The sequence below is a fragment of the Oceanisphaera pacifica genome (genome assembly GCF_017498065.1).
GTDB lineage: Bacteria > Pseudomonadota > Gammaproteobacteria > Enterobacterales > Aeromonadaceae > Oceanimonas > Oceanimonas pacifica.
Map to the genome: position 1 here is coordinate 40,081 of NZ_JAGDFX010000005.1, position 13,582 is coordinate 53,662.

General features: G+C 46.3%; 12 protein-coding genes. 8 read left to right on the plus strand and 4 right to left on the minus strand.

Annotated elements, in window-relative coordinates; genetic code table 11:
* Positions 1–8: 8 nt before the first annotated feature.
* Positions 9–491, plus strand: coding sequence for a thioredoxin-dependent thiol peroxidase (gene bcp / locus J3U76_RS05285; RefSeq protein ID WP_208004824.1), 483 nt, complete (start codon positions 9–11; stop codon positions 489–491).
* A gap of 127 nt (positions 492–618) precedes the next feature.
* Here the strand turns inward: bcp and J3U76_RS05290 are convergent, their stop codons facing one another.
* Positions 619–1,032 (minus strand): DUF6691 family protein, encoded by a 414-nt coding sequence (locus J3U76_RS05290; RefSeq protein ID WP_208004826.1) that lies wholly within the window; start codon positions 1,030–1,032, stop codon positions 619–621.
* Between the two features lies 1 nt (position 1,033).
* Complete coding sequence (locus tag J3U76_RS05295; protein ID WP_208004829.1) at positions 1,034–1,453, minus strand: YeeE/YedE family protein; 420 nt, start codon at positions 1,451–1,453, stop codon at positions 1,034–1,036.
* Between the two features lie 174 nt (positions 1,454–1,627).
* Between J3U76_RS05295 and J3U76_RS05300 the strand changes: the two genes are divergently transcribed.
* The 4 genes from J3U76_RS05300 (at position 1,628) to J3U76_RS05315 (ending at position 9,912) form a co-directional block, all read left to right on the plus strand.
* A complete protein-coding gene (locus J3U76_RS05300; RefSeq protein WP_208004832.1) occupies positions 1,628–4,591 on the plus strand; it encodes a putative bifunctional diguanylate cyclase/phosphodiesterase in 2,964 nt (987 codons plus the stop codon).
* Positions 4,592–4,741: 150 nt separating this feature from the next.
* Positions 4,742–5,995: a D-amino acid dehydrogenase gene (locus J3U76_RS05305; protein WP_208004834.1), complete on the plus strand. Its 1,254-nt coding sequence runs from the start codon at positions 4,742–4,744 to the stop codon at positions 5,993–5,995.
* Between the two features lie 234 nt (positions 5,996–6,229).
* Entirely contained in the window at positions 6,230–7,183 is a 954-nt protein-coding gene (locus J3U76_RS05310; RefSeq protein ID WP_208004835.1) for a TAXI family TRAP transporter solute-binding subunit, read from the plus strand.
* 146 nt (positions 7,184–7,329) lie between these two features.
* Positions 7,330–9,912 carry a TRAP transporter permease gene (locus J3U76_RS05315; protein ID WP_208004836.1) on the plus strand — a complete coding sequence of 861 codons (2,583 nt, stop codon included), beginning with the start codon at positions 7,330–7,332 and terminating at the stop codon, positions 9,910–9,912.
* Between the two features lie 110 nt (positions 9,913–10,022).
* Here J3U76_RS05315 and J3U76_RS05320 read toward each other — a convergent pair whose 3' ends face one another.
* A complete protein-coding gene (locus J3U76_RS05320) occupies positions 10,023–10,163 on the minus strand; it encodes a hypothetical protein (RefSeq protein ID WP_208004843.1) in 141 nt (46 codons plus the stop codon).
* 176 nt (positions 10,164–10,339) lie between these two features.
* Here J3U76_RS05320 and J3U76_RS05325 point away from each other — a divergent pair, with 176 nt between their 5' ends.
* The 3 genes from J3U76_RS05325 (at position 10,340) to J3U76_RS05335 (ending at position 13,033) form a co-directional block, all read left to right on the plus strand.
* Positions 10,340–10,912, plus strand: coding sequence for an LmrA/YxaF family transcription factor (locus tag J3U76_RS05325; RefSeq protein WP_208004845.1), 573 nt, complete (start codon positions 10,340–10,342; stop codon positions 10,910–10,912).
* Between the two features lie 54 nt (positions 10,913–10,966).
* A complete protein-coding gene (locus J3U76_RS05330; RefSeq protein WP_208004847.1) occupies positions 10,967–12,391 on the plus strand; it encodes an MDR family MFS transporter in 1,425 nt (474 codons plus the stop codon).
* A 285-nt stretch (positions 12,392–12,676) separates the two neighbouring features.
* Positions 12,677–13,033 carry an MliC family protein gene (locus tag J3U76_RS05335; protein WP_208004849.1) on the plus strand — a complete coding sequence of 119 codons (357 nt, stop codon included), beginning with the start codon at positions 12,677–12,679 and terminating at the stop codon, positions 13,031–13,033.
* 48 nt (positions 13,034–13,081) lie between these two features.
* Here the strand turns inward: J3U76_RS05335 and J3U76_RS05340 are convergent, their stop codons facing one another.
* Positions 13,082–13,393, minus strand: coding sequence for a LysR family transcriptional regulator (locus tag J3U76_RS05340; protein ID WP_208004850.1), 312 nt, complete (start codon positions 13,391–13,393; stop codon positions 13,082–13,084).
* Positions 13,394–13,582: the final 189 nt, after the last annotated feature.

The window sequence follows — 13,582 nt, forward strand, 5'->3', positions numbered from 1 at the left end:
GACTCACAATGACATATTTACCTGCTGGTAGCCCTGCCCCGGCTTTTACGCTGCTTGACCAAAACGGTAACTCCGTTAGTTTGCATGATTTTAGTGGCAAAAAAGTCTTGGTATATTTTTACCCCAAGGCCATGACGCCAGGCTGTAAAGTACAAGCCTGTAGTTTGCGTGACAGCCAAGCTGAGTTGGCCGCCCACAATGTGGTGGTGTTAGGCATTAGCCCAGACCCCGTTGCCCGCTTAAAGAAGTTTGAAGAAAAAGACGAACTTAACTTCACACTGCTATCTGATGAAGATCACGCCATTGCCGACGCATTTGGCGTATGGGGATTGAAGAAGTTTATGGGGAAAGAATACGATGGTATTCACCGCATCAGCTTTTTAATTGATGAAACAGGCACAGTCGCCCATGTGTTCGACAAGTTTAAAACCAAAGATCATCACCAAGTCGTCATCGATTATTTAACTGAAGCACAAACACCAAGCGCCTAGCACTCAGCTAAAAGTAAGATTACAGACCTACTCGCCACGGAATACACAGAAAAGCACTGACGAATAACGTTTTTGATGCACTTTTCCGTGTGTTCCGTGGCAAAAATAGGGTTAGCGCTTTATTAGCTTAGCGTTGTATTTTTCCTACCAACCAAAAACCGCCAAGCATGGCCAGCACAAAGGCACCCGCTTGCCACTGTAAACTACCTAACAACCCTAATGCCGGGCCGGGGCAGATCCCCACTAACCCCCAGCCGATGCCAAAAATAAGCGCTCCGAACACTAAGCGTTTATCAATCACAGGCGCCGGCACCTTAGGCAGAGCACTCCCCAACACAGATTGCGTGCGCCCTGCTCGACGCCATAACCAATAACCGGGCGTAAATACCAATAATGCCGCCCCCATCACTAGCGCTAAGCTGGGATCCCACTCACCAAAAACATTCAAAAAACCTTGTACTTTTACTGGGTTAATCATGCCCGACACCGCAATGCCTAAGCCAAATAACGCCCCCGATAATAATGAAATAATACCCAACATTTTATGCCCCCCATCCTAATGCACTCACAGTGGCAATGCCGGCTGCCATAAAGATCCCAGTGGCCACCAAAGAGCGCCAAGAAAAACGCCCAATGCCACAAATACCATGCCCGCTGGTACAGCCATTCCCTAAACGTGTGCCTATGCCCACCAATAAGCCGGCTAGCACTAACTTAACCACAGACTGTGATGCCAACTCCGGTACCGCCACCTGATCTGTGGCAAACAGCACAGCGGGCACCAAGACGAGCCCCACAACAAAGGCGAGGCGCCAGCTTTTATCGGCTTGAGTGGCAATGCCCGATACAATGCCGCTAATACCGGCTGTTTTGCCGGCGACTAGCATTAATAATAAGGCCCCAGCGCCAATGCATGCGCCCCCGATTAAGGCCGTCCACGGAGTAAAATTAATAATGGTCATGATTATGCTCTCTTATATTAGTATTACCTAATGATACAAGCCAGCACTACATTAGCAAGCTCTTATTTTAAATGCGACTGACAGCTCACAATTGTATGGCCATTATTTACAATTTAGCGCTAAGCATTCACTATAGAGACTTAAGCGTTTGCTCAATAAAGGAATAGCATTAATATGCAGTTACCTGCATTACACCGTCCGCAACATCATTTATGCTTTTTTAGGCTAGATTCCCAGTTTCATCTTACGCTGTTAACCACGCTTCCCGCTGACAACATTTTACTGCCAGATGCACAACTGTCGTTATTAAGTCAATTAAATGAGACAGATCGGCAGCAACTAGCGCAACTTTGTGCCGAGCAGGCTCCCGCAAGTATTGCACTCTCTATTCAAGGGCGTCGCTGGCAATGCCACCTTGCGCCTGTTGAAAATAATCACTGGCTGGTGAGCGCTGATATCGCGCAGCATCAAGTACAAGATACATTGGGGATCAGCGAGTGGCAGCTACAACAAGCATGGGCGCAAGCAAGCTCTCCTTCATTAGCCGCCTGCTTACCTGCCTTGATGGATCTGCTAATGACAGAGCAAAAGGCCAATCGGGTCGTATTGTGGCGCCATTATGGCGCCGAGGAAATATTACGTCCGCTATATAGCCAAGGCCTGACCTTTGATCTTGAGCCCGTAAAAGCACAGCGGCGCTATTTACGCACCCTGCAACAAAGAGGCGGCTTAAGTTATAGCCATTGTGCTCATCAACCACTGCTGAGTGCTTTTACTTATCTGGCCACAGACGGCATTGTGCACCGCCTAGATATTCCCTTATTGATTGAGCAACAACTAGAGGGCGTGATAAGCCTAGAGTATGTTCAAGCACGAACGCCCGTTACCCCCTCAGATATGCAATTTGTGGCCGCCATTGCAGAACGCTTAGCCGAGCTGATTACACAAACTAAACCAGATAATCCACAACACAGCCTAGCGATAGATATTGCGCAGTTCACCCCTTTATTACTGCGCCACACCGGCCAAGACTTTTTTAATCAGCTATGCATGCAGCTGGCTACCTTGTGTCAGGCAGAAGGCGTCTTAGTGGGCTTGCTTTCGCGCCAGCAGCAAGAGGTACACGTAGTTGCTTGTGCAATGGAGGGCGAGTTACAACCCCCCTTTAGCTATCACCTAAGTGGTACTCCTTGTTATCGCTGTTTGCACCAAGCACAAAGCATTCTGATTTATCATCATAGCGTTGCTGAGTCATTTCCTTGTGATCGGATGCTGACAGAACATGGCATGCAAGGCTATATTGGCTTAACCATTACCGATCAAAATAAAGAGCCGATTGGTATTCTTGCCTTGCTGTTTAAGCAACCTTTACAAGATGCCAGTCAAATACAGCTGTTACTTGAACAACTCGAGCACAGAATGAGTGCCGAGTTATTACGCCGCCAAGATCAAGAAGCGTTAAAAGTGGCCGCCGTCGCCTTTGAAACCCAAGAAAGTTTATTTATCACTGATCATCAAATGCGCATTCAGCAGGCTAATCACGCCTTTATGCAAATGAGTGGCTACTTTTCTGATACCCTGCTCGGTCGCTCTGCCCTCAGTTTACGCATAGATAATCCCGAGCATGCCAGCAGAGAAGCCATTACCCATAGCTTGGCGCAGCACCAACGTTGGCAAGGAGAGCAAACCTTATTACGTTATAACGGTGAGTCTTTGCCAGTAAACTTACGCATTTCGCAAGTCAAAGATAAGTTAGGTGTGATCCATCATATTTGTGCCCTAGAAGATCTGTCAGCGCATAAAGCGGCGCATTTGCGCATTGAAACCATGGCCTATTTTGATGAATTAACCGGATTACATAACCGTCGGTATATGGTGGATCATATCAACCTAACGGTGGCGCAAGCTGAAAGTGACGCCACCCGAGGTGCCCTGCTATTACTGGATTTGGATGATTTTAAAAATATTAATGACTCGCTTGGTTATGCCATTGGCGATCAATTGCTCATTCAGGTGGCCGAGCGGTTACGTCTTTTTATTGCCCATATTGAGGGGGCAAGCTTAGCGCGCATTGCCAGTGACGAGTTTGTGCTCATAGTATCAGAGTTAGGCCATGGCTATACCCATGCTAAAACCCGCGCCGAACAAATCGCCCATGGCTTGTTAGAGCAATTTTCATTGCCCTTTGAGCACGATAAATTACGCCTGCATTTAAGTGCCAGCATCGGCATTAGCTTATTTCCTAATGCTCAACTTGAGCATGATGAATACCTACGCCAAGCCGATACCGCTAACCATATTGCCAAACAAGTGGCACCGGGTAGTCATGTATTTTTTAGTCAAGAAATGGCGGATGAAATACAAGACAGACTGCGCATTTCTAATGACTTACAACAAGCGCTCACCAATCAAGAGTTCTCCCTGCATTTTCAGCCTCAACAAAGGGTCAGTGATAACCAAACTGTGGGAGTGGAAGCCCTACTGCGCTGGCAACCCGAAGGGAAAAGCCCTATTTCGCCGGGCATATTTATCCCGATAGCGGAGGAAACCTCATTAATTTGTGATATTGGCGCTTGGGTGTTGCACACCGCATGTGCTCATTTTCAGCGTTGGCAAGAAGCATCGGTCGCGGTTGATTGCTTATCGGTCAATATTAGTGCACGACAGTTTCACAGCCCGCAGTTTCTTACTCAATTATCACAACTGTTGCACCAGTACCCAAGCTGCCGTCACCGTTTAATGCTCGAGGTCACAGAGGGAGTATTTCTTGAAAACCTGACCGATAGTCGCAGCCGCATGGCACAGATTAAAGCTTTAGGCGTCAAGATCTCGATTGATGACTTTGGCACCGGCTATTCCTCTTTTGCGTATTTGCGCGAACTACCTGCAGATGAGCTCAAGCTTGATCGCTCCTTTGTGCAATATATCGATAAACGACCACAAGACAAAGCCATTATTGCCTGCTTGCTCGATTTAGCGCGCACACTCAATATGGACGTGGTCGCCGAAGGCATTGAAACAGAACAACAACTGGCCACCCTTAACGAGCTCAAGTGCCCCTCTTATCAGGGATTCTTACGCGCTCGCCCTATGCCAGAACAAGAATTGCTGTTGTGGTTAACGCAGCGTGATAAATAAATTAGGGATTAGGGATTAGGGATTAGGGATTAGGGATTAGGGATTAAGGATTAGGGATTAGGGATTAGGGATTAGGGATTAGGGATTAGGGATTAGGGATTAGGGATTAAGCATTCACCAAAAATCTAATTGATTAAAGAGGAAACCGGCATGCGCGTAGCCATTATTGGCGGGGGAGTGATTGGCCTAACCACTGCCTATGCCTTAATTAATAAAGGCCATCAGGTCGATGTATATGAACAAAACGACGACGTCGGCATGGCCACCAGCTTTGCCAATGGCGGGCAGCTCAGTTATCGCTATGTTACCCCGCTGGCAGACGCTGGGGTACCGTGGCAAGCACTTGGCTGGATGATGAAAAAAGACTCCCCCTTGCGTTTTCGCCCACGCATGAGCCTAGAACAATGGCACTGGTGTTGGCAGTTTTTACAAGCCTGTCGTACTGCTGTCAATCAAGCCAATACCGCTCATTTATTGCGCCTTGCACTACACAGTCAATCGGTACTACACCACTGGCAAGCCCAAGGTGGGCTAAATGATTTTGGCTGGCGTGCTAATGGCAAAATGGTGATCTATCGCCAACAGCAAGCTTTTAAACACGCCGCCAGTAAGATAACGGCCTCATCCCCTCAGCAAGTGCTGAGTGCACAAGAATGTGTGGCTGCCGAACCCTCGCTGGCTCACTTAGCGCCACAGTTACAAGGGGGGATTTTCTCTCCGGGAGACGAAGTGGGTGATTGCTACTTATTTTGTCAGCAGTTATTACAACAACTGAATGCTCACCCTAATTTCACCCTCCATAGCTCACACACAGTGGATAAGCTAATGCTAGAGCAAGGAAAAGTTCGTGGGCTTAAGGTCACTCATACACAAGACTCACAGACGCATCAGGTTGACGTTGAGCACCTTGTAGTTGCGGCTGGTATGGGCAGTAAAGAGATACTCAATTCTGTAGGAATAAAGGTGCCTTTATATCCCCTTAAGGGCTACAGCTTAACTTTGCCCGTCACCGATAACAGCACAGTGCCCCACACCAATGTCACCGATTATGACCGCAAAATTGTTTATGCACGGTTAAAAGATCAATTACGGGTGGCGGCCATGGTGGACATTGGCCAGACCACCACAGCGCTAGATGCAGGGCGAATTGCCTCACTGCGCCAGCAAGCCAAGCTGAGCTTCCCCCATGCCGGCGATTATCAAGAGGCTACCGCTTGGGCCGGATTGCGCCCTGCTACCCCACAAGGCACTCCTTTGCTCGGTCGTAGTGGCGTCAACAACCTGTGGCTAAACTTAGGTCACGGCAGCTTAGGCTTTACCCTTGCCTGTGGCAGTGCCGATTGCTTAGCACAGCTGATTGATAATGAGCCCACCGCTATCGCCTTAACAGGGTTACAAAGGTAGCGCTTTAAAGCCAAGCTGGGGCATTTATCTGCCCCTTATCATTAAAAAATCAATATTTTCTGATTATTTTTATGCGTATCTTCTCGCTTAACAACATTTTATTAGCAAATAGATAAAGATTACATTAACGTAGCTAACTTACACGACAATACATAGACTAATGTATTGATCGTACAGGAAATGCAGATGTCATTGGGAACATCGTTTAAGACAACGAGAACGGAGAGTCACAATATGATGAAGATAGCTACAGGTACCATGACTGCCCTTTTGCTTAGCACGCAAGTCTATGCTGCACCTCAATATGTCACCATAGGCACAGGCGGACAAACCGGCGTGTATTATACCGCAGGGCAATCAGTATGCCGCTTTCTTAACCGTGGTGCAGATGAGCACGATATTAAGTGTAATGCGCCTTCATCGGCGGGCAGTGTGAGCAACATTGTTGCGTTGCAAAATAGCGATTATGACTTTGGCTTTATTCAGTCTGATCACCAGTACAAAGCGATTGAAGGCCAAGCTCCTTTTGACAAGAAGCCAGTTGATAACCTACGCGCTGTGTTCTCACTGCAAAGTGAAATTTTAACAGTAGTGGTACGTAACGATAGTAATATCAATAATCTAAGTGACTTAGAAGGCAAGCGCGTTAACATTGGTGTACCAGGCTCTGGTAGCCGCGATACCTTTGATGAGCTAATGCAGTCTAATGGCTGGGATAAAGATACCTTCTCATTAGCCGCAGAGCTTAAGCCTGCCGAAATGGCCGCCGCATTAGGGGATAACAACCTAGACGCCATTACCTATGTTGTTGGCCACCCAAGTGGTGCTATTCAAGAAGCATTAACCACGGCGGATGCTAAGTTACTGCCAGTAACGGGGGAAGGAGTTGATAAACTATTGGATACCGCCAGCTACTTTACTCAAGCGGATATTCCTGCCGGTTTATACCCAGGCGTAGACGAGCCTATTCCCTCTATTGGTGGTAAAGCCATACTGGCCACCACAGCCGAAGCCGATGCTGATGTCGTGTATGAATTGGTTAAGTCCGTGTTTGATAACCTAGACCGTTTCAAGCGCTTACACCCCGCTTTTGCTGATTTAAAAGCAGAAGATATGATCAGTGCCGGTATTACCGCACCACTGCATGAAGGTGCCAAGCGTTACTACCAAGAAAAAGGCTGGCTATAAGTCTCTTATTAACAATAGAGACCATAAGATAATTTTTTCAGGCTTTATGCCTAACTGATGTATTCTTATCATAAACCAAACCTCTTCTGTGCTATCAGAAGAGGTTTGTTACTCTCTATTGCAACACCTTAATAGGTAACCACCCTATGTCAGATAAAAAACTCTCCGTAGAGGAGCTGATAGCCCAAGATGTGGGCGCCCGTAATCCCGGTGGGATCATGGCTAAAGTAATTGCCAGCTTGGCATTGTTCTGGTCTTTATTTCAGCTCTGGATCGCCTCGCCACTGCCGTTCATGGTGGGTTTTGGCGTCTTTAACAGCACAGAAACACGCTCCATTCACCTCGCTTTTGCGTTGTTACTGACCTTTTTAGTGTTTCCTGCGTTTAAATCTTCCCCGCGAAATCGCGTGCCTATTATTGATCTCGCCATTGGCTTGGTAGCTGCTGCCAGTGCCGCGTATTTATTTATTTTTTATCAGGATTTATCACAACGCCCCGGCAATTTAACCACACCAGATCTGGTTACCGCCTGTGTGGGCATCGTATTATTGCTAGAAGCGACGCGCCGCGCATTAGGGCCACCTTTGGCGATTATTGCACTGGTCTTTTTAGCTTATAGCTTAGCCGGCCCTTATATGCCGAGCTTATTAGCCCACCGTGGTGTTAGCTTTCATGCCCTAGCCAACCACCAATGGATCACCACAGAGGGGGTATTTGGCATTGCGCTTGGGGTGTCCACCAGTTTTGTATTTTTGTTTGTGCTCTTTGGTGCATTATTAGAGCGCGCAGGGGCAGGTAACTACTTTATCCAATTAGCCTTTAGTTTGTTAGGCCATTTGCGTGGCGGCCCAGCAAAAGCCGCCGTGGTAGCATCAGGCTTAACCGGCATGATCTCAGGCTCATCCATTGCTAACGTGGTAACCACGGGCACCTTTACCATTCCCATGATGAAGCGCACTGGCTTTTCTGCTGAAAAAGCCGGGGCAGTTGAGGTGGCGTCTTCGGTGAATGGGCAAATAATGCCACCCGTAATGGGGGCTGCCGCGTTTTTGATGGTGGAATACATTGGCATGCCTTATGTTGAAATCATCAAGCATGCTTTTTTACCCGCGGCGATTTCTTATATTGCACTGCTCTATATTGTGCATCTAGAGTCGTTAAAACTGGGGCTGCAACCCATTGAAGGCTATCAGCCTAAGCCTTGGTTACGCCGTTTAACGGGCTTTGCCTTTGGTGCTGCTTTAATCAGCGGATTATCGCTGGCGGTTTATTATGGCCTTGGCTGGTTAAAGCCGGTATTAGGTAACTATTTACTCGAAGGCGTGGGGGTATTACTGGCCATTGCCTACTTGGGCTTATTAAAAATTGCTGCCAGTGTCGCTCCGCTGGCCCCAGAAGATCCCAATGCGCCCCTAGACTCACTCCCACAAACCCGTGCTGTACTACTATCGGGCTTACACTTCTTACTGCCGGTGGTGGTATTAGTATGGTGCTTGATGGTGGAGCGGTTATCGCCAGGTTTATCGGCTTTTTGGGGCAGCATGATGTTGGTGTTTATTCTGCTGACCCAGCGCCCGCTGCTTAGCTGGATGCGCACCGATGGCCTGCACGATCATGGCAACTTTGTAGATGGCCTTATTGATTTGCGCGAAGGCTTACTGGCCGGCGCCCGTAATATGATTGGCATTGGTATTGCCACTGCGGCTGCGGGCCTTATTGTTGGTGCAGTATCACAAACAGGGGTGGGCTTAGTATTAGCAGATTTAGTTGAGCTGCTATCTATGGGTAACCTGCTGCTGATGCTGATGCTAATTGCGGTATTTAGCCTGATCTTAGGCATGGGCTTACCCACCACCGCCAACTATATTGTGGTTTCTAGCCTGCTGGCGCCTGTGGTCGTGACTTTAGGCCAGCAAAACGGCTTAATTGTGCCACTGGTGGCCGTGCATTTGTTTGTATTCTACTTTGGCATTATGGCGGATGTGACACCGCCAGTGGGCTTGGCATCTTTTGCTGCTGCTGCCGTGTCTAAAGGGGCTCCCATCAAAACTGGCCTAACGGCATTCTATTACAGCCTGCGTACCGCTGCCCTGCCCTTTTTATTCATCTTTAATACTGACCTACTATTAATTGATGTGAGCTTTTGGCACGGGGTATTGATCTTTATTATTTCAACCGCCGCCATGCTGATATTTGCCGCCGGTACCCAAGGCTTCTTTTTAGTACGCAGCCGCTGGTATGAAGGCGTGCTCTTACTACTGGTTGCCTTTACCTTGTTCCGCCCAGGCTTTTGGACCGATATGCTACACGACCCTTATCGTGATATTGCGCCCACTCAGCTTGAGCAGGTGATGGGCAGCGTAGATGCTGAAAGTCAGCTTCGCCTGCGCGTAGGCGGCTTAGATGCAGTGGGCGAGTACCAAGAGTTTAGTATGCTACTCCCCGTGCCAGCAGGTGAAACCGGTGAAGAGCGCATGCAAAAGCTGGGCTTAATGCTGTATGAAGATGATGGCAAGGTATTGGTCGATAGCGTGGCCTTTAATAGCCCTGCTGCCGACTTAGGGTTAGACTTTGATCAAGAAATACTCTTGGTTAAGGCTCCTACAGAGCGCTGGCTAAAAGAACTAATGTGGATCCCAGGCTTCTTAGTACTCGCACTGGTGGTTTGGCTACAACGCCGACGCCGCCCCGCAGAAGACAAGCAAGCACCGCTAACAAAGCCTCAGTAATATAAGGCGTATTAGTAGCGACATAAATACAAAGCCTCAGCCCATGTGCTGGGGCTTTTTATTGCACATTATGCACGGTAGTACTTTAGGTAGTACTAATACCAAACACACTAAATAATTGATCTATTTAAAATCAGTATAAAAGCGGCAACCACCATAGTCACCGCAAGCCAATTCGTCGTAACAATAGACTCAGGATTCATTGTTGTAGACGAGGCATGTTCAGCTTTTATGGTTTCAACATTACTCATTGTGCATCTCCAAATTAATTGCCTTTCTACAAAATAAGGGCCTATTAATCACTGACAAGTGAATACTCTCGAGCTGCAAAAAAGTGATTGTAAGGAAGTTAGCATTGACAGAGAGTAAACTATCCCACACCATAATAATAGACCAGTTGATATAATTCTGATGCGAGGGATTAATAGTGAGCGAAAAAACAAAGCCAAAAGACGTGCTAATTGCCACGGCATCACGCCTTTTTAAAGCTCGAGGATACTGTGCGGTGGGCTTGAATGACATCATTGAGGCAAGTGGGATCCCTAAAGGCTCCTTGTATCATTACTTTCCAAAAGGTAAAGAGCAGCTCGCAACTGCAGCGATTAATAATACAAAAGAACTTGTCATGGAGGACATTAAGGGCGTTTTTGCTAGCACCGCCAATCCAATGGATGCTTTTCAAGCTTATGTATATGAATTATCTAGAGTATTCGGGGAAGGTGGCGATCCCATAGGCTCTCCTATTGGAACCATTGCTGGAGAAAAGCACTCTACGAGCGAACCAATACGACTGGCATGTGAAGCGACGTTTAAGGACTGGCAATCCATTTATGTAGATAAGTTCATTGAGGCAGGCTACAGCGAGCAGCAATCTGCAAGCTTAGCCGTCGTTTTTCATGCGCTTACCGAAGGCGGGATTCTTTTAGCTTTAACGACGAAAAGCGGTAAGCCACTTGAAGTAATAGCCGAACAGATCCCATTTTTACTTATAAAAAAGTAAGTAGAAGGTTATCTAGATACAAAACAATTCAGTTTACTAACAAAGAGATTTTTAATGTCTACAGCTATAAGTGAGCATGATCAAAGTGCTATAAAACCGTACCCAATATTAATCTCCTTTTTAATAGCAGGGTTTATCGGACTATTTAGTGAAACAGCCTTAAACATGGCCCTTGGTCGTTTAATGATTGAATTAGACGTCACATCTTCAACAGTACAATGGATAACCACCGGTTATTTACTGACGATGGGGATACTCATCCCTGTTTCCGCACTGTTAATACAATGGTTTAGTACTCGGCAATTATTTGTCGCCTCGTTACTCTTTTCCATTGCTGGCGCGATAGTTTCAGGTGTGGCACCTTCCTTTGGTGTGCTGCTTTTAGGTCGTGTCATTCAGGCCGTGGGAACCGGTTTATTAATACCATTGATGTTTAACACTGCACTAATCATTTTCCCTATCTATAGACGAGGTACTGTAATGGGACTGATTGGCCTTGTTATGATGTCAGCACCCGCTGTTGGCCCAGCCACATCAGGGCTTATCATTGAAATGTTGAGCTGGAACTGGATTCTTTGGCTGATCGTTCCGTTTCTCGTTTTCTCATTAATCTACGGCTTAGTTTTTATGCAGAATGTTTCGGTACTGACTAAGCCTAAAATAGACTTTCTTTCCATTTTTCTATCAACTTTAGGTTTTGGTGGGCTAGTGTACGGTTTTAGTATTGCAGGTGATAAAGGCTGGGGAAATATCTTTGTTATTAGTGCCATTTTAATTTCTTTAAGCTCTCTCGTTATATTTTCATTCAGACAGCTAAAGCTTGATAGCCCAATGTTAGACTTACGTGTCTTTAAATACCCCATGTTTACCTTAGGTATACTTTGTGTGGTCGCCACGTTTATGATTATTCTATCAACCATGATTCTTTTGCCTTTATACTTACAAATTGGGATCGGAATATCTGCTCTTGCTGCGGGCTTGGTACTCATGCCTGGGGGCGCATTAAATGGCGCTTTATCTCTCTTCGTAGGACGTGCCTTTGATGCATATGGTCCCAAATGGCTTATTACGCCTGGATTTATCATGATGTTGGTTATGTTGTGGAACTTATCGAATGTCACAACTGAAACATCTAGCCTGATGGTGATCTTTTTGCATTCAGGCCTCATGATTGGTGTGTCTTTGGTCATGATGCCGGCACAGACTAATGGGTTAAACCAGTTACCCAGAAGTCTTTACCCAGATGGAACAGCCTTGATCAATACTTTAATGCAAGTATCAGGCTCTGTAGGAACAGCCTTGGCGATCACAATAATGTCTGCGTCTCAAGCTACCTACTTGGAGAATATTACAGATCCATCAGCCCCCTCTATCGCAAGTACTTCATTAACTGCAGGCGTACAAACGGCTTTTATTCTGGGGATTGGACTGGCAGCTAGCGGGTTAGTCCTTTCGTTTTTTATAAAGCCAGCAAGATAAGCTTACTTGACCACTTATGATGTTCAGCTTGACTTAAGCCACTACATTAAAAGTAGTGGCTACTAAGTAAGCACGACTGTGATGAAAAGTTTAAAAAGGTGTCAGCTTGGCTCAGTTTTTAATAGGTTACGGCAGCGAGACGCCGTGTCGATGAGTCTTTTTGTAGAGCTGCTCCCAAAAGAAGGCCTTTACCTTGACAACGATGCCGATGAAGTAATTAAATTTGGCTGAAAGCTTGGGCAATCAAGTAACCTCACATAACACACTATTAAATTTGAGTCTGACATGAAAACAGTTGCACCTTTGATTATTTCTTCTATCTTTTTTCTTTCTGCCTGTGAAAGCGTTTCGTCAAATAACCTAGCTGAGCAGACAAATACATCCTCACTTACACATAACTATCAGTGCGTAAGCGGCGAGCAAATCATTGTAAACTACCCCGCTAGCGACGTTGCTATGATTCAATATCAGAATAACGCCTACAAAATGCAAATTGCGGTTTCTGGCAGTGGCTCGCGTTATGTTGGAGAGGCTTTAGAGTGGCGGACAAAAGGTACCAACACTGGCTCCGAGGCTTTACTTTCGCGTCACCTAAAGGATGGTACTTCCGGCGAAAACATCGAGCTTTGCACAAAGTACTGATAATAAAAGGCTTGTTAAGATAAGTGTATAAAGTTGAAAGCTGCACTATCATTTTTCACTAAGGCGTATTTCAGTCTTGGGCTGAATTTTCTGAAACTCTTCTATTAAGTCATAAATTGCATCGCAGCTAAGTATGCTCTCAATACAAATACGCAGCTGTACTTCCCACCCATCTGCGGCTTGGCGAGCCTGGGTGGTCAGCTCTTCTGCCGCCGTTAGGATTTTCCGACCTTGCTCTAGAACTAAATGACCAATAGCGGTGAGTTCAGCTTTATGACGGCTGCGCTCAAACAGCTCTACACCTAAATCCTCTTCGAGTTTGTTAATAGTGTAAGAAATGGCTGAGGGAACGCGGTGCAACTCTTAGGCGGCAAAACTCTGACGACGCTCGATGGCGTCCAACGTCTGGAGCGATGCTAACGTAATAAGTAAGCCTATAGTTCAAATAAACTGACCATTAACATCAAATCTTTCCGTTTTTTATAAGTTAGCTCCATTGTTACTGTATCTATATAGAACAATAAAATTGATATTACTAGGGGAGTGATG

Bases quoted from the DNA above. Each gene is read 5' to 3' on its own strand.
- J3U76_RS05330 (WP_208004847.1), top strand. From the start codon at position 10,967: ATGTCTACAGCTATAAGTGAGCATGATCAAAGTGCTATAAAACCGTAC.
- bcp (WP_208004824.1), top strand. From the start codon at position 9: ATGACATATTTACCTGCTGGTAGCCCTGCCCCGGCTTTTACGCTGCTT.
- J3U76_RS05315 (WP_208004836.1), top strand. From the start codon at position 7,330: ATGTCAGATAAAAAACTCTCCGTAGAGGAGCTGATAGCCCAAGATGTG.
- J3U76_RS05290 (WP_208004826.1), bottom strand. From the start codon at position 1,032: ATGTTGGGTATTATTTCATTATTATCGGGGGCGTTATTTGGCTTAGGC.
- J3U76_RS05335 (WP_208004849.1), top strand. From the start codon at position 12,677: ATGAAAACAGTTGCACCTTTGATTATTTCTTCTATCTTTTTTCTTTCT.
- J3U76_RS05320 (WP_208004843.1), bottom strand. From the start codon at position 10,163: ATGAGTAATGTTGAAACCATAAAAGCTGAACATGCCTCGTCTACAACA.
- J3U76_RS05300 (WP_208004832.1), top strand. From the start codon at position 1,628: ATGCAGTTACCTGCATTACACCGTCCGCAACATCATTTATGCTTTTTT.
- J3U76_RS05310 (WP_208004835.1), top strand. From the start codon at position 6,230: ATGATGAAGATAGCTACAGGTACCATGACTGCCCTTTTGCTTAGCACG.
- J3U76_RS05305 (WP_208004834.1), top strand. From the start codon at position 4,742: ATGCGCGTAGCCATTATTGGCGGGGGAGTGATTGGCCTAACCACTGCC.
- J3U76_RS05295 (WP_208004829.1), bottom strand. From the start codon at position 1,453: ATGACCATTATTAATTTTACTCCGTGGACGGCCTTAATCGGGGGCGCA.